Source organism: Aestuariispira insulae (genome assembly GCF_003385955.1).
GTDB lineage: Bacteria > Pseudomonadota > Alphaproteobacteria > UBA8366 > Aestuariispiraceae > Aestuariispira > Aestuariispira insulae.
Window position 1 is genome coordinate 16,258 of the sequence record NZ_QRDW01000014.1, and the last position, 15,904, is coordinate 32,161.

12 protein-coding genes are annotated in these 15,904 nt (G+C 54.1%); 9 read left to right on the plus strand and 3 right to left on the minus strand.

The window, feature by feature from the left end; all coding sequences use genetic code 11:
• Positions 1-22: 22 nt before the first annotated feature.
• Positions 23-1,441, plus strand: a complete 1,419-nt coding sequence (locus DFP90_RS20405; protein WP_115938953.1) for an aminotransferase — start codon at positions 23-25, stop codon at positions 1,439-1,441.
• Positions 1,442-1,579: 138 nt separating this feature from the next.
• Here DFP90_RS20405 and DFP90_RS20410 read toward each other — a convergent pair whose 3' ends face one another.
• Together DFP90_RS20410 and DFP90_RS20415 are read right to left on the minus strand one after the other, a co-directional pair.
• Positions 1,580-2,458, minus strand: a complete 879-nt coding sequence (locus DFP90_RS20410; RefSeq protein ID WP_115938955.1) for a TetR family transcriptional regulator C-terminal domain-containing protein — start codon at positions 2,456-2,458, stop codon at positions 1,580-1,582.
• A gap of 112 nt (positions 2,459-2,570) precedes the next feature.
• Positions 2,571-3,386, minus strand: coding sequence for a helix-turn-helix transcriptional regulator (locus tag DFP90_RS20415; protein WP_115938957.1), 816 nt, complete (start codon positions 3,384-3,386; stop codon positions 2,571-2,573).
• Positions 3,387-3,509: 123 nt separating this feature from the next.
• Between DFP90_RS20415 and DFP90_RS20420 the strand changes: the two genes are divergently transcribed.
• The gene (locus tag DFP90_RS20420) at positions 3,510-4,856 is read left to right on the plus strand and encodes a glutamine synthetase family protein (protein WP_115938959.1); all 1,347 of its coding nucleotides are present in this window, start codon (positions 3,510-3,512) and stop codon (positions 4,854-4,856) included.
• A gap of 22 nt (positions 4,857-4,878) precedes the next feature.
• Here the strand turns inward: DFP90_RS20420 and DFP90_RS20425 are convergent, their stop codons facing one another.
• On the minus strand, positions 4,879-5,577 hold the full coding sequence (locus DFP90_RS20425) for a MotA/TolQ/ExbB proton channel family protein (RefSeq protein ID WP_115938961.1): 699 nt from the start codon (positions 5,575-5,577) through the stop codon (positions 4,879-4,881).
• A 286-nt stretch (positions 5,578-5,863) separates the two neighbouring features.
• Here DFP90_RS20425 and DFP90_RS20430 point away from each other — a divergent pair, with 286 nt between their 5' ends.
• From DFP90_RS20430 to DFP90_RS20460, 7 genes are all read left to right on the plus strand, one after another.
• A complete protein-coding gene (locus DFP90_RS20430) occupies positions 5,864-8,065 on the plus strand; it encodes a type I secretion system permease/ATPase (protein ID WP_115938963.1) in 2,202 nt (733 codons plus the stop codon).
• A gap of 5 nt (positions 8,066-8,070) precedes the next feature.
• Positions 8,071-9,456 (plus strand): HlyD family type I secretion periplasmic adaptor subunit, encoded by a 1,386-nt coding sequence (locus DFP90_RS20435; protein WP_115938965.1) that lies wholly within the window; start codon positions 8,071-8,073, stop codon positions 9,454-9,456.
• A gap of 16 nt (positions 9,457-9,472) precedes the next feature.
• Positions 9,473-11,650, plus strand: coding sequence for a type I secretion system permease/ATPase (locus DFP90_RS20440; protein ID WP_115938967.1), 2,178 nt, complete (start codon positions 9,473-9,475; stop codon positions 11,648-11,650).
• Between the two features lie 71 nt (positions 11,651-11,721).
• Positions 11,722-12,576, plus strand: a complete 855-nt coding sequence (locus DFP90_RS20445) for a pirin family protein (protein ID WP_115938969.1) — start codon at positions 11,722-11,724, stop codon at positions 12,574-12,576.
• Between the two features lie 400 nt (positions 12,577-12,976).
• Positions 12,977-13,771, plus strand: a complete 795-nt coding sequence (locus DFP90_RS20450; RefSeq protein WP_115938971.1) for a ferredoxin--NADP reductase — start codon at positions 12,977-12,979, stop codon at positions 13,769-13,771.
• Between the two features lie 346 nt (positions 13,772-14,117).
• Positions 14,118-14,417 carry an SCP2 sterol-binding domain-containing protein gene (locus tag DFP90_RS20455; protein ID WP_115938973.1) on the plus strand — a complete coding sequence of 100 codons (300 nt, stop codon included), beginning with the start codon at positions 14,118-14,120 and terminating at the stop codon, positions 14,415-14,417.
• Positions 14,418-14,560: 143 nt separating this feature from the next.
• Positions 14,561-15,859, plus strand: a complete 1,299-nt coding sequence (locus DFP90_RS20460) for an OmpP1/FadL family transporter (protein ID WP_115938975.1) — start codon at positions 14,561-14,563, stop codon at positions 15,857-15,859.
• Positions 15,860-15,904: the final 45 nt, after the last annotated feature.

Here is a 15,904-nt window from a genome sequence, read left to right on the forward strand (position 1 = left end):
AATAGAAACAAGGAGTGTTTTCATGACTGTTCAGAAGCTGCGCAACCGCCTGTATGACACAGAGGAAATCCAGCGGAAGGACAATCGTTTCCTTCATCCCTGGGAATTGATGGAGGAAGTTGGCTCCAACAAGCGCACAGTTACCGCAGAAGCCGAGGGCATCTATCTCTATGACAGCGAGGGCAACCGTCTGATCGACGGGCCGGGGGGCATGTGGTGTGTGAATATCGGCCATGGCCGACAGGAAATGGCCGACGCCATCTCACAGCAGATCATGCGGATCACCTATAATTCCCCTTGGTCCACCACCAGCGGTCCGGCGGCGGAGTTTGCCCATCAACTGGCCAAGCGCGCGCCGGGTGATTTGAACAATGTCTTTTTCACCACCGGCGGTTCCACGGCCGTAGATGCGGCCGTGCGCCTGATCCAGTTTTATAACAACTATCTGGGCCGTCCGGAGAAGAAGCATTTCATTGCCCGGGAAAAGGGCTATCACGGCAGCACCTATATCTCATCCAGCTTGTCGGGCAAAATCCGGGACAAGGATTTCCTGGATTTCGAGACGGATCTCTTCCACCACATCCCCTGTCCGGACCCCCTGGACAAACCGGCGGACATGTCTGATGCGGATTATCTGGATAAGACGGTGGCGGATCTGGAAAACATGATCCTGGAAATCGGGCCGGACAAGGTCGCGGCCTTCGTTGCTGAGCCGATCCTGGCATCAGGTGGCGTGATCGTGCCGCCAACAGGCTATCACAAGCGCTGTCTGGAGGTCTGTCGCAAATATGATGTGCTCTATGTCTCTGACGAAGTGGTGACCTCTTTCGGGCGGCTAGGCCATCTGTTTGCGTCGGAAGATGTTTTTGGCATCGTGCCGGATATCATCACCACGGCAAAAGGCCTGACCTCGGCCTATGTGCCCATGGGCGCGATGTTGGTTTCCGATCGGATCATCAGTGCCTTCGACAAGGACAAAGGCGGGGCCATGTATGCCAATGGCTATACCTATTCCGGTCATCCGGTGGCCGCGGTCGCGGGCATGAAAAACCTGGAGATTATGGAGCGGGACAAGATCTTCGAACATGTGCGCGAGGTCGGTCCCTATTTTCAAGAAAAATTGCAGGAAATGCGAGATATCCCGATTGTCTCCGACGTGCGCGGCATGGGCCTGATGGGCTGTGTCGAATGTCTGATCAGCGACGGCAGCGGTGGTGGTGGTGAAGTGTTGGCCATGGACTACGATATTGGCAATCGCATCGACGCCCATTGCCAGAAACGCGGCCTTCTCGTGCGCCCGATCATCAATATGTGCGTGATGTCGCCGCCCCTGACCATCACCAAGGACCAGATTGACGACATGATGGCGATTTTGCGCGAGGGCATCGAGGCCACCATGGCTGATGTGATCGCCGAAGGCCTTTGGCGGCCCGCAGCCTGAGCGGCTGAGCCATTTATTAAAGTTTAGCTCCCGAAGGGAAGCGGCCGACCCTAAGCACACCTACCATGGCCGTCTTCCTTCGTACTGGGCGGGCGTGTGTCATCACGCCCGCTCTTTTCTTTATTCGTGGGGGGTAGCTTAAACCCGAACGAAGATCAGTCCCTCGGCGGTCCTCACCGGCAATGGTTGATTGTCCGGAAGGCTTGTCGCCAGGCATTGACCGTCAGGGGAGAGCTGCAAATGCACCGCCTTGCCGCCGACATCTTTGTCGGTCCAACTGCCGTTATTCTCTTGCACGTCTTCCAGATGGGCCAGGCAATGCCATTTACCGGTCTGCGGCTGGGCGGCGGGCTGTGTCGGCTTGGGCGCGCTCTTGGGTTTGCCAAAGCTTTTTGGGAAAATACTGGCCAGGAAGGCGCGGCATTGTTGTTTGCGCATTTCCCGCGAGTTTTGTTCCTGTGTCACCAGGAGGCCCTGCCACAAATAATCCAGCATGCCCTGGAAGGCGAGGCTGAGCGCTTCAGGGTCAAGCTCCGGCTTGCCCTCCAAACGGATTAAGGCCCGGAACAGCTCCAGGAAGGCCGCTTCATCGGCGCGGTCGGATTCACCGCAAACCTGCTGATATTCCTCCCGTGCTTGGCTTTCTCCCCAGAAGGCATACCAGACAGTCAGTCTGCGCGGATCGGAAAGACGGTCGTCAAACTGGACGTCAATCACATCATTGAGCGCCTGAATGGGATCACCCTTGGCATTTTGAATGGCTTTGTCATGCTGCTCATTGAATTCGTCTGAGACGAATTTCAACGTTTCCAGCAACAGGCTGTCCTTATTGGAGAAATGAAAATTGACCATGGCTGCCGTCAAGCCGGCTTCCCCGGCCACTTTTGCCAGGGTTACGTTGGATAGGCCGTGATCCGCGATCACGGTCATGGTGGCCTCGATCAACTGTTTGCGACGTTCAGCCTGGATGCGCGAACTTGTGGCGGATTTATCCTTTTTAGCGGCACCGGTTGTCATATTGGCAATTTCACTTTCCAGTATCGGATTTCAGGATGAAATCAACGGGATATCCTTAAAACTGTTACATCAGGATGCCCTTGGGAGCAATCGGATGAAGGGTTCTCCGGCATTAATAGCGGGGCATCAAGACGGTTTCTCCTTCTTCCAGGTCATTGCTGATGCCGTACCGGACAAAGTCGGGGAGCTGTTCCTGATCGGGATCAACGACGCCGCAGGCATTCAGGGCCTGGCGCAGATTCGGTTTGGGGCCGAGATAATGCCATATGGTTCGCGAGCATGTTATGTCCTGGGAGCCTTCGGTTGAAAAACCGACCATCACACCGCTGAGATAGGTCGGCCGGGCATGCTCGCTTGGATATAAAAAGGTGGTTCCAATGCTGCGTCCGGTGCCGCACTCGCGCTCCTGAATGCAGATCCGGTTGCAGCCCTCACTGACATAGCCTTCATATTTCAAAGTGGAGGGCAGCAGGAATTGCTCATCCAGCCGCCGTTCAATGGTTTTGATGAACCATCGGTCTTCCCGTTTGTAGATATGTGAAAGCGCGCGCACCGCCAATTCCTGTTGCGGGTAGGATTTGAGGTAGGAGTGATAGTAGCCCTCATGGCGTTGCAGCATGTCGCGCCCTGTTGGATTGCTATCGGTCATATGATTCATAATTTTATCGAAATGGCTTTCCCGTTTTTCAAATCGTGGCGGGCGCAGCTGGACGATTTTCCGAAACTCTGGCGCGGGCAGGAACAGCTCGCTTTCCTCCACCCCGAAAAAATCGCAGAGGATGCGCAGGGTCGCCAGGGAGGGCTGGGTATGGCCGTTCAGATATTTGCTGAATTGTTGTCGGTTGATGCCCGCGCGCCGACAGATATCGGATGTGGATTTTCCGTAACTGCAGAGCAATCGCAGGTTCTCGGTCAGGTTTTCAGTCATTTTTATGCCATTTTATGCTGTAGGTGTACAAAGAGCATAAAATCCGGGACGTGTCCAGTGTTCCCAGCCCGCCGCCGGATCCGGTACCTTGCTTGTGATCACAAATTTTCTAACAGGTGAGAGATGAGTTCCCTGGAATTGAAGTGGCTGGAAGCCAATCCGGACGTTAATCATGTGACTGCAGGTGTCTGCGATCTGAATGGTATCCTGCGTGGTAAACGCTATCCGGTGGAACAGGCGAAGAAGATCCTTTCGGAACCTGCGCGCATGCCTGAAACAGTGCTGCATAGCGACATTTGGGGCCAGGACGTCTGGGAGAATAGCTGGGCGCTCGATTCCGGTGACGCGGACAGTATGTGCAGTTATACCGGACGCGGAATCCTGCCCGTTGGCTGGACGACGGTCCCGCATGTTTTCCTGCCGCTCTGGTTATTGGATGACGCAGGAAAGCCCTTTAAGGGCGACCCGCGCGGCAGCCTGGCTGCCGTTCAGGAACGTTACGCAGAAAAAGGGCTGCGGCCCGTGGTGGCGATGGAGCTGGAATTTTATCTCTACAGCCTGGAAAACGGCAAACCCCTGCCGCCCCGCCAGCCGGGACGCGCCGGGCGCACGGATGTCTGTTCGGTCCTAGGGCTGGATCAGTTGGAACAGCTGGAAGGTTTTTTCAACGCAGTCTATGAGGCATGCGCCGCCCAGGGTATCCCCGCTGATACGGCTATTTCAGAAAATGGCGCGGGCCAGTATGAGGTCAATCTCTGCCATGTGGCCGATCCCTTGAGGGCTGCGGATGATGCGCTATTCTTTAAACGCCTTGTCCGAGGGATCGCGCAGAAATTCGGTTGTGGCGCCACTTTCATGGCCAAGCCCTATGGCGACCAGGCCGGCAGCAGCATGCATGTACATTTCAGCCTGATTGATGAAGCGGGTAAGAACTTGTTTGATGATGGCCCGGAAAAAGGGTCCATGTTGATGAAACATGCGGTGGGGGGCATGTTGCGGGCATTGCCGGAAATGACGCTGATCTATGCGCCGCATCTCAATTCCTACCGCCGTCTCAAGCCGCATGCGCTGGCCCCGGTTCATGTCTCCTGGGGCTATGATAACCGGACGGCGGCAATCCGCATACCGGGTGGTCCGGCCGAGGCGCGCCGAATCGAACATCGGGTGGCTGGGGCCGACGCCAATCCCTATCTGGTGTTGGCAGCCCATCTGGGGGCGGCCCTTGAAGGGATCGAACAGGAGATCAGGCCTGGGGCCCCGATCGACGGCTGGTCTTATGAAGAGGATCATCCACAGTTGCCGACCGAATGGTCCACAGCAATTGACCTCTTTGCCGACGGTGAAACGGTCCGGCGTGTCTTTGATGAACGGCTCTATGTCATGATGGCCAATCTGAAGCGCCATGAAATGGCGGAGATGGCCAAACAGGTATCCGATGTGGAATATGACGCTTATCTTGGCTCTGTGTGACGGCGGTGTCAGGGCCCGATCGTTATTTCGCCGCAGCCGGATAAGAGGCGGATGGATTGTCGGCCCGGATCCTGGATTGGATTTCCAGGGCCGATAGGACCTTGGTGCCGGCGGCTTCCAACTGTCGACCGGTTCGGGCGACAACGGCGCTCAGCCACAGATGGATTGCTGTTGCTGGAATGGCGACAATCAAGCCGATCGCCGTGGTTAACAGGGCCAGCCAGATCCCGCCGGAGAGGATCGCGGGATCAACCTGGCTGCCGGCTGCCTCCATCTGCCGAAAGGCTTCGATCATGCCCAGCACGGTGCCCAAAAGCCCCAAAAGTGGGCTCAATGCGGCAATGGCTGCGATTATTTTCAGACCGGATCTCAGTCGATCCAGGGCATCCAGCGATGCCTGTTCCAACTCTGACAGAAGGGTGGATGAGGTAAGGCCCGGAACCGAATGGCGTTCGATCGCCTGCCTGACCAGCTGTCTGGCTGGATGGCGGCCGCCTTTTGCGTGCGAAAACGCCTCGGCAACCTGGCCTTTTTCAAGCATAGGTTTGAGGGCACGGAGCGGATTGCGCTGCCAAAGGCCACTGCGCCAGAATACCAGTATTTTGTAGAAGAAAACGATCATGACGAGCAGGGACATGGCGACCAGGATCCAGCCGACCGGCCCTGCCGTATTGATCAGGGCGATGGCGGGAGACATGGCAATGATATCCCAACTGTTCATGGCGTAACTCCTTCCCGAAAAATATCTGTCGGACGATTATCATTTCCTGGATATAAATGCAATTGCGAATAAATTGCAAAATTACTTTCACAATATTACGCGAACGAACAATGACAGTTGCGACAAACAGGGCGCGCGTTTTAACGTCAGGAGTTGTGAGCTGAACCGGTAACAACTATAGTGCGGCCTTCCGGACGGGTAGGAGCTTGTTGAGGCAAGCTGTTCGGAATTGAGATTGGTGCGGATATGGATCCGTGAATTTTGTGCGTGGGGCGGATTAATCAGTATGGAAGAACCCCATAAGGGGAATCCTGAAACAACCACTTTGTTGAGTTGTGCGATCATCCTGGGGATGATCTTCAAAGAGATCCCGGATCAGAAAGAAGCAGCCGAAGCGGCAGAAGGTTTCCTGGACCAGGAACCCAAACTGGCGCTGAAGGGCTTTGCCAAGACCTTTGGCATGAAAACCAAGATGCGCAAGGCGGATCTGGGGCGGATTTCCGAAACCCAGTTGCCCATGGCGGCGCGCACCGAGAGCGGATTGTGGTTTGTGCTGGCAAAATTGTCGGATGATGGTGCCCTAATCCAGAGACCTGGTCAGCCTCAGCCCGATATGGTGACCCTGGAACAGTTGGAAAAACTGTGGTCTGGCATGGTGATGACCTGCCGGGGCCAGAACCGCACCTCTGGGGATACCCGCCCTTTTGATGTGACCTGGTTCATTCCGGAGTTCTTGCGATTCAAGGGGTTGGCCTGGGAAGTGCTTGCGGCCTCTTTCTTCCTAGAGACACTGGCCCTGGTCTCGCCGCTTTTCTTCCAGGTGGTGATGGACAAGGTGCTGGTGCATAATGCCCTGTCCACATTGGATGTGCTGGTTACGGTTCTTGTCATCGTTTCCGTTCTGGAAGTGGGCTTGAAAACCCTGCGGCAATATGTGGCGACCCACACGGCCCTTAGGGTGGATGGCCGGTTGGGCGGCAAGCTGTTCCGGCGGCTGGTGGATCTGCCTCTCTCCTATTTCAAGGCGCGTTCGGTCGGTATCACGGTGATGCGTGTGCGTGAGCTGGATTCCATTCGCGAGTTTCTAACCGGTGCGGCCAACACTCTGATCATTGATCTGACCTTCACCTTCGTCTTCTTCGGGGTGATGTATTATTATTCGCCCTTCCTGACGATGATCGTGCTGGGCGCGATCCCGTTTTATGCGGCTCTTTCCTATTTCATCACCGGGCCGCTCCAGGTCCGGATCGAGGCTATGTATCGCGATGGCGCGGTGAATAACTCGTTCCTGAACGAAGCATTAAACGGGGTCGAAACGGTGAAGGCATTGGCGCTGGAACCGAAGATGACCCAGCGGTGGGAGGGCCAGACCGAGAAATTTGTCGGCTCCAACTTTGAAGTTCAGCGCCTGATGCAGCTGTCGTCGCAGGGGGTTCAGATCATCCAGAAGGTCACGATGATCCTGATCTTGTGGTTCGGGGCCCGCATGGTGATTGACCTGGAACTGTCCATCGGTCAGCTCATTGCCTTTAACATGATGGCCAACCATGTCAGCCAGCCGATCATCCGTTTGGCGGAACTATATCGGAACTATATCCAGAGCCGGGTTTCGATTGATCGGTTGGGGGATGTTCTGAACACGCCGACCGAGATGGAAAGTGGGCAGGTGGATCCCGGTGCAGAGCTTAAGGGCCGGATTACCCTGCAAAACGTAACTTTCCGCTATGCGCCCAATCTGCCACCGGTCCTGGAGAATTTCAGTCTGAACATCCCGGCTGGCAAGAAGGTCGCCTTTGTTGGAGCGTCCGGGTCCGGGAAAAGCACGATCGCGAAACTGATCCAAAAACTCTATGTGCCTGAAAGCGGTGAAGTCCAGATTGACGGCCGGAATATGGCCGAATTGGATGCGGTCGCCCTGCGCCAGCGCATGAGCATCGTTTTGCAGGAAAATTATCTGTTCAACCGGTCCGTTCGGGAAAATATCGCGCTAACCGATCCGGCCGCACCGTTGAGCCGGGTGATTGAGGCCTCCAAGATTGCCGGCGCGCATGAATTCATCCTGGAACTGACAGATGGTTACGATACGGTCCTGGCGGAAGGGGGCTCTTCGCTCTCTGGTGGTCAGCGGCAGCGTGTCGCCATTGCACGTGCGTTGATGAATGATCCGTCCATCCTGATTTTTGACGAGGCGACCAGCGCGCTTGATGATCATTCCCAAAATATCATTCAGCAGAATATGCCGGCCATCAGCGAGGACCGGACAGTGATTATTATCGCGCACCGGCTTTCCACCGTGCGGGATTGCGATTTCATCTTTGTGCTGGAAAAAGGCCAGATTGTTGAGGGTGGCCCCCATGATGAATTGCTGGCCAAAGGGGCGGCATATGCAAGATTGTGGGCATTGCAATCAAACATGGAGCTGGAAGAGGAACAACCGGCCTCACCCCCGGTCCAGGGCGGTTTGGCCCTTGGTTCGATAAAGGAATAAACGTCATGATCGGCAAGCATATAGAGGCCATCAGGCAAGCGCTTAATCTTCAGTCATCGGAAGAAAAACCCGCCAAGAAAAAGTCGGAGGAGCTGGACTTCCTTCCGGCCTATCTGGAAATCATGGAGCGGCCGCCGTCCAATGTGGCCCGTCTTTTCGTTTTTTCCATCATGCTGCTTTGTGTGATTGCATTGACCTGGTCGATCCTGGGCAAGGTCGATATCATTGCCTCGTCACCGGGCCAATTGGTGATCGGCGGCGGATCAAAAACCATTCAGGCGCCGGAAAATGGTGAAATTACAGCGATCCTGGTTCGCGACGGTCAAATCGTAAAAAAAGGGGATGCATTGATCCGGCTGAACCCGATCCAGGCCCAGGCTGAGATATTGCGGCTGCGCCAGCAGATCGGTCATTCCGGGCTTGAGGTTGCAAGATTGACCGCGCTGGTTAGTGATGATCCCGAAAACAGTTTTAACCCTCCCCAAGGGGCTGATCCGGAACGGGTGAAGCTGGCCTATGCCTACATGATGGGCGAATATCGCGAAGCCCAGGCGAAACTGCTCACCTTCAAAGCCCAACTCAGTGAAAATGAAGCCAAGCGTGAAACCACGGAGCGGGTGATTGCGAATACTGCGTCCCTTCTTTCCAATGTCCAAGAAAGGTTCGAGCGCTTTAGCAAGCTGGCAGAAAAGGGCAATTATCCGAAATTGCAGCTTCTCGAGCTTGAAAAGGAGATGCTGGAACAAAAGCGCGAGCTTGAGGAGCAGCAGAGCAGTTTGAAACAGCTGGAAGGCGAGGCCAGGACATTGAAGGCACAGATGGGGCAGTCCCATGCCGAATGGCGCCGATCTTTGCTGACCCGTCTTGATGAAGAACGGCGGTCGCTGATCGATTATGAACAGGAATTGGTGAAAGCCATGGAAATCGGTCGCTTGCAAATTATTCTGGCGCCCACGGATGGTCGCGTCCAGGAATTGTCTGTTCATACCATCGGCGGTGTGGTCACTCCGGGCCAGGAATTAATGAAGGTCGTCCCGGAAGAGGCGGATCTGGAGGCGGAGATCAAGGTATTGAACAAAGACGCGGGCCATGTGATCGCCGGGCAATCGGTAGAAGTGAAGGTGGATAGTTTTCCTTATACCAAATATGGCACCATCAAGGGCGAGGTGCTGCACAAATCCAATGATGCCACGAAGGATGAGGATTTGGGGGATGTCTTTTTCTCGCGTGTGAAAATGAGCCAGCTTTTCATCAATGTTGAGGGCAAACAGGTTCCCCTGACCGCCGGGATGCGGGTGACGGCGGAGATCAAGACCGGTGAACGCCGGGTGATCGATTTCCTGCTTGATCCGCTCAAGGAATATGCTTCCGAAGCGTTGTCGCCGCGTTGATAGGGAAGGCTTCGATATGACAAGCGCTGTTGAGACATTACAGGAAACCAGTTGGACCCAGTTGCCGGAGGGGGAATATGACCCGAAATCCGACAGCGGTCTGCTGTCCCTTGTCGAGGTCCTGAAGCGGTTTGACATTCCGGCTGATCCGGCCCAGATCCACCATAATCTGGGGAAAGGGGATGTGCCCGCGGAGCAGATCGATATCCTGCGCAGCGCCCGTGATCTGGGCCTGAATGGTCGGACCACTTCTATCCGGCATGAACGGCTGGCGCTGGCGCCGACGCCAATGATTGTTCAGCGCAAGGATAGCGGTGCGTATTTTATCCTGACAGAGGTCAGTCATGAAGGTGGCAGGCTGCTAGATCCGGTGATGGGGGTAACCCGGCTTGCCACTGCTGGTGAATTGGCGGCGGCCTTTGCGAGTGAGGCGATCTGTTTTACCCTGGCGGAAGAGCCTTTGGGCGGGAAAGGCAAGTTTGGTTTTGCCTGGTTCCTGCCGTCCATTGTCAAACATGCCGCCCGGTTCCGCCGGGTGATTATCGCCTCCCTCTTCATCCAGCTTTTTGCCATTGCCTCGCCAAAGTTGTTCCAGGTGGTGATTGACAAGGTCCTTGTCAGCCGCGGCCTGCAGAGCCTGGATGTGCTGGCGATCGGATTGCTGGCCATTGCCTTTTTCGACCCGATCATGAATTTCTTCCGAGGGTTGATCTATTCACATATGGCCAGTTGCGTGAATTCGGAATTGTCCTCCCGCCTGTTCCGGCACTTGGTCCATCTGCCGCTGAATTATTTCCAGGCGCGCAAGGCCGGCGACATAATCGCCCGCGTGCGCGAGCTGGACCATATCCGAAACTTCCTGACCGGTTCGGCCTTGATGCTGGTGATCGACCTGATGTTTGTCGGGGTCTTCATTGCCATCATGTTTTCCTATGCGCCCGAGCTGGCAGGCATCGTGATCGGATCCCTGGCGGTCTATTTCCTGTTCTGGCTGGCGTTCGGGCCGTTCCTGCGCAAGCGGGTGGAGCGACAGTTCGAACATAATGCCGCTAATACTGCTTTTTTGACCGAGAGCATCACGGGCATTGAAACCATCAAGTCGCTTGGTGTGTCTGAACGGTTCAACCGGGAATGGGAGAACCGGCTGGCCAGTTATTTGAAATCATCCTTCCGGGCGTCCATGCTGGGGAACTGGGCGGGCGGAACCATCGGTTTGGTGCAAAAGATCACCAGCGCGATCTTGCTGTGGTTCGGGGTCAAGCTGGTGATGGAAGGCGATATCACCGTGGGCGAGCTGGTGGCCTTCAACATGCTGACCAGCCATGTGACGATGCCGATTTTGCGCATGGCCCAGGTCTGGCAGGATTTCCAACATACCAATATTTCGATCCGTCGTATTGGCGACATCTTGAATGAAGCGACGGAAACCGTGTCCAAGGGCGGGCGGTCGTCCCTGGAGAAGGTGAACGGCGATATCGAGCTGCGCAAAGTGACTTTCCGCTATACCGATGACGGTAAGGAAGTCCTGCGTCAGTTGGATCTGAAAATCGACGCCGGACAGACCATTGGTATCACCGGGCTGAGCGGGTCTGGCAAAAGCACCATTACCAAGCTGATCCAAAAGCTCTATGTCCCGCAATCGGGGCAGGTCCTGGTCGATGGGGTGGATCTGGCCATGGCTGATCCCAGCCTGTTGCGCCGCCGGCTGGGCGTGGTCTTGCAGGATAACTTCCTCTTTAACGGCACAATTTATGAAAACATTGCCCTTGGTTGCGGCACCGTGGATGAAGCCGCAATCCATCGGGCGGCGGAATTGTCGGGTGCCGCTAAATTCATCGCCGACCTTTCTGATGGGTATGACACCCAAGTGGGTGAGCGTGGTGGATCGTTGTCCGGCGGTCAGCGCCAAAGAATCGCCATTGCCCGCGCGCTTGCGGCGGATCCTTCGATTCTGATTTTCGATGAGGCGACCAGTGCGTTGGATTATGAGACCGAAGCCGAGATCATCAATTGCCTGCCGGAGATCTGTAAAGATCGCACAACGATCATGATCGCTCACCGGCTGAATGCCATGCGGCTTTGTGACAAGGTGATCGTCATGGATAAGGGGCATATCATCGAAGAGGGCACCCATGAGGAGCTGTTGGCGCGTGACGGCCAATATGCTCATCTCTGGCAGCTGCAAAATGGCTGATTGCCCTTGTAATTGTTGACTGTAGGCCAAATATCCGGCTCAGGAACAATACATTTTTATCACGGGGCCGCATGAAACAGATCAGCCGGATATTCAGCGGGGATAGGGGCCATTGGGTTGGTGATGGTTTTCCCGTGCGTTCGCTTCTGAGTTATCAGGATGATGCATTGGCCGTCAGTCCTTTTCTGCTGTTTGATTATGCCGGTCCCTATGTTTTTGAACCACATCAGGGTAAGCCGCGCGGTGTCGGGGCGCATCCTCATAAAGGGTTCGAGACGGTCACAATTGTCTATGAAGGCGAGGTTAGCCACCAGGACAGCAGTGGTGGAGGCGGGACCATCCGGGCGGGTGACGTTCAATGGATGACGGCCGGCCGGGGAATTATTCACGAGGAATTCCATTCGAATGATTATTGTCTTGCGGGCGGGCCTTTTCGCATGGTGCAGCTTTGGGTTAATCTTCGGGCACAAGATAAAATGACTGAACCGTCCTATCAGGCTATTGGCGCGGATCAGATTCCCGAGGTTCAGATAGCGGACGGGCGTTTGCGGGTTATTGCCGGTGACTATGAAGGCACAGCAGGGCCCGCGGCGACATTCACGCCCATCAATCTGTGGGATCTCCGATTGGAAAAAGCGGCTGAAACAGCCCTTGATCTGCCGGTCGGGCATAATGTGATGGTGGCTTTGTTATCTGGCAGCATCACCATTGGGGATACCCGGCTGCAAGAGGCCCGGATCGGACTGCTTACCGGTGAAGAGGACAAAGTCGTCATCCAGGCGGAGGAGCGGTCAGACATCCTGGTGATGACCGGAGAACCGATTGGTGAACCGGTTGTCGGCTATGGTCCGTTTGTCATGAATAGTGAGGCCGAAATCGAAGAAGCAATCCGGGAATATAACAGCGGCGGATTTGGAAAAATCTAACATTCGGTAGAGGCGTAATAAACATTCAAATTGTGTGGAAGCAATATTTTGCTCGCATTTGTGTGTTATTATCTTGATTTCAGCAAACCCATCTCTTATATACCGTTTTGTCGGGATGCCTTGGGCGTTTTGGAATGATCCGGCGGCGTGCGGGTAAAGGGGTTTGCTGCGATGCGGCAAAAAGTCTCTTGACTGTAGCGCTCATATGGAGATTATCCCTTGCGCTGAATGCGACCACTGCCGAATTTTTTCGGTGAAATGCAATTGATGACCAGTTGCGAATTGGGCGGAATGCACCATGAGATATATCGGTGCATAGGGGATCGGGATGCCGGTCAGCGCCATGGCCGCCGAACCGTAACCGCCGCGTTTTGAACAATGTGATAGTCGAGACCGAATTATGCCTTTTGATCTCTCTGCCCTGCCCAAATCCGTAACGGCCGAATCTGTTTTGTCCGTGAAACACTGGACAGACAGCCTGTTTTCTTTCCAGATCTCTCGTCCGTCGGCTTTTCGTTTCCGGTCAGGCGAATTTGTCATGATTGGTCTGATGAATGATACCAAGCCGCTGCTGCGTGCCTATTCCATCGCCAGCCCGTCCTGGGATGACAAATTGGAGTTTTTCTCGATCAAGGTTGAGAATGGTCCCCTGACATCGCGCCTGCAGAAAATTCAGGAAGGCGATTATGTGTTGTTGGGCAAGAAACCGACAGGCACCTTGGTTCTGGATGCGTTGCTGCCTGGCAAGAGGCTTTACATGTTCTCTACCGGAACCGGATTTGCGCCCTTTGCAAGCCTGATCCGCGACCCGGAAACCTATGAGCGTTATGACGAAGTGATCGTGACCCATACATGCCGCTTCAAGGATGAGTTGGAATATGGCAAACAGATGGTCGATAGTCTGATTGCCGACCCGCTTGTGGGGGAAATGGTTGAGGGCAAGCTGCGCTATTTCTCCAGTCTGACCCGTGATTCTCATCCGGTTGAAGGGCGGATCACGACTTTGATTGAAAATGGGCGACTGTTTGAAGAGTTAGGTGTTCCGGCACTAAACCCGGAAACTGACCGCGTGATGATCTGCGGGTCAACCGCGATGTTGCAGGATACCAAAGACCTGGTTGAAAAGGCCGGGTTGACGGAAGGTTCTAATGCGACACCTGCTCAATTCGTCATTGAGAAGGCATTTGTCGGCTGAACCCGGCTGTTTTCCCGAACGATCGGGACTCTCAATCCGATATGTGAAGCACCCTGGCATCTGCCGGGGTGTTTTTTTGTTCTGATGATCCGGAAGTTTGAAACAACTGCCGTTGAATGGTGGTCCGAAGCCCCTGAAAAGGGGCTGATTTCCAGAAAAAATTCAATGGAACAACCAGAGGTCGGCTTCAGATAAAACTTTGAAATTAAATTGAATAATCCGCAAAGATTGCATTTTCGCTACGTTGCACAATTGGAAGGTATTGTTACCTTTGATGTTTTTAGTTTACCTATAGGTAACATGACGTTATAAGTGGACTGTCATACGAACAGGGGACGAGTAAAAAATGACAATCGAGTCTGTAGAGAGCCGGATTTCGGATCTCATGGCCAAGAATGCGCCGTTGAACGCGACGATAAAGTTTGAGTTCAAGGACGGAGGCATTTTGGTTGTGGAGTCAACAGAAGAGGTATCCGGTATTGCCCACGAAGATGGTCCAGCTGACTGTACGGTCAAAGTGAAGTCAACCGATCTTGTAAAAATGATGGATGGCAAGCTGGATCCAATGCTCGCTTTCACGATGGGGAAGCTCAAAGTGAAGGGTGATATGGGCGTGGCGATGAAGCTAACTAAATTCTTCGAATAGTTCCCAAGAAATAGATTTCCCAGAAGGCCAGCCCGCCGGGAGTCGGGGTGGTTTAGGTCTGCCGGTGAAGCCGGTCGGCAACGGATATATCTGTGTCAAAACAAGTCCGTGGGGATGAGATGGTTATAATTAGGGAGGGTTAAATGTCACAAAATATGTTGAAGTGGGGGGCGGCCACTGCCGTCATCGGCGCTGTTCTTGTTGCGTCAAATTTCGCCCATGCGGCGGGCTACCAACTGAAGGAACAGGGAGCTGCTTTGCAGGGGACGTCTTTCGCCGGTGCTACGGCTAAAGGCGGGGATATGAGCACTTTGTTCTTCAATCCGGCCGGTATGGCTCAACTTGAGGGCAATCAGTTTGAAGTCAATGCCAGCGTGATCAGCACCCATGCGGAATTTTCGCTAGAGTCGGTGAGTGGCGGTAACGGCCAGTTGTCGACCAGTGGCAATGGTGGTGACGCCGGTGATGTTGCGGTGGTGCCGTCAACTTATGCCATGTGGGATATCAATGACGAATGGAATGTCGGGATTGCGATCAATACACCTTTTGGTCTTAAAACCGAATATGAAGATGGCTGGGTTGGTCGTTATCACGCTTTGAAGTCGGAATTGATGACGGTCACCATCAATCCGGTCTTCTCCTATAAAGTGAATGACAAGCTCTCAATCGGCGGTGGTCCGCTGGTGCAGTATATTGAAGGTGAACTTTCCAAGAATATCAACTTTTCAGTCGCTGGCGGCAGTGACGGTAAGTCTATCCTGTCGGCGGACGATATCGGATATGGGTTTTCGGCAGGCTTCCAATATGATTATTCCAATGACACCCGAATCGGTTTCTCCTATCGCTCTAGCGTCGACCATCGCCTGAAAGGGAATATCGATATTCAAGGGACGGTTCCCGGCGCCTTTTCCTCATCCCAACAGTTTAAGGATGCGCGCGCGCATGCGGATGTGAAAACGCCTGATATTGCGTCTCTTGGTGTTTATCACAAGGTCAACGACCAGTGGGCTGTCATGGGGGATGTGGCCTATACTAACTGGTCCGTTTTCAATGAGCTGCGTGTGATTGATGATAGTGGCACTCAGCGTGAATTGGTGGATGAAAACTGGGAAGATACCCTCTTTTTGTCAATCGGTACGGAATATCAGGTGAATGATGCCTTGAATTTGCAATTTGGTGTTGCATATGACCAATCTGCTGTTTCGCAAAAGGATCTGACCTTCCGCATTCCTGATGCGGACCGTCTCTGGGTTTCTGCCGGTATTGGTTATCAATTCTCGGAGGATACCTCCTTGAATCTCGGTTACACTCATATCTTTGCTGATGATGTGACCGTGACTGAGGATGAAACAAATGCCTCGACAGTGCCCAATGGGCAGGTGACAGGTACCTATGATTCCTCTGTTGATATTTTGGCTGTGAATTTTGCAATGAAATTCTGACGTCTGCACTGACGTTGAATTAGCTTCCGGCGGGGCGATCGGGCC

Coding starts and splice junctions, on each gene's coding strand:
- DFP90_RS20460 (WP_115938975.1), top strand. CDS start 14,561: ATGTCACAAAATATGTTGAAGTGGGGGGCGGCCACTGCCGTCATCGGC.
- DFP90_RS20445 (WP_115938969.1), top strand. CDS start 11,722: ATGAAACAGATCAGCCGGATATTCAGCGGGGATAGGGGCCATTGGGTT.
- DFP90_RS20420 (WP_115938959.1), top strand. CDS start 3,510: ATGAGTTCCCTGGAATTGAAGTGGCTGGAAGCCAATCCGGACGTTAAT.
- DFP90_RS20435 (WP_115938965.1), top strand. CDS start 8,071: ATGATCGGCAAGCATATAGAGGCCATCAGGCAAGCGCTTAATCTTCAG.
- DFP90_RS20430 (WP_115938963.1), top strand. CDS start 5,864: ATGGAAGAACCCCATAAGGGGAATCCTGAAACAACCACTTTGTTGAGT.
- DFP90_RS20410 (WP_115938955.1), bottom strand. CDS start 2,458: ATGACAACCGGTGCCGCTAAAAAGGATAAATCCGCCACAAGTTCGCGC.
- DFP90_RS20440 (WP_115938967.1), top strand. CDS start 9,473: ATGACAAGCGCTGTTGAGACATTACAGGAAACCAGTTGGACCCAGTTG.
- DFP90_RS20450 (WP_115938971.1), top strand. CDS start 12,977: ATGCCTTTTGATCTCTCTGCCCTGCCCAAATCCGTAACGGCCGAATCT.
- DFP90_RS20415 (WP_115938957.1), bottom strand. CDS start 3,386: ATGACTGAAAACCTGACCGAGAACCTGCGATTGCTCTGCAGTTACGGA.
- DFP90_RS20425 (WP_115938961.1), bottom strand. CDS start 5,577: ATGAACAGTTGGGATATCATTGCCATGTCTCCCGCCATCGCCCTGATC.
- DFP90_RS20455 (WP_115938973.1), top strand. CDS start 14,118: ATGACAATCGAGTCTGTAGAGAGCCGGATTTCGGATCTCATGGCCAAG.
- DFP90_RS20405 (WP_115938953.1), top strand. CDS start 23: ATGACTGTTCAGAAGCTGCGCAACCGCCTGTATGACACAGAGGAAATC.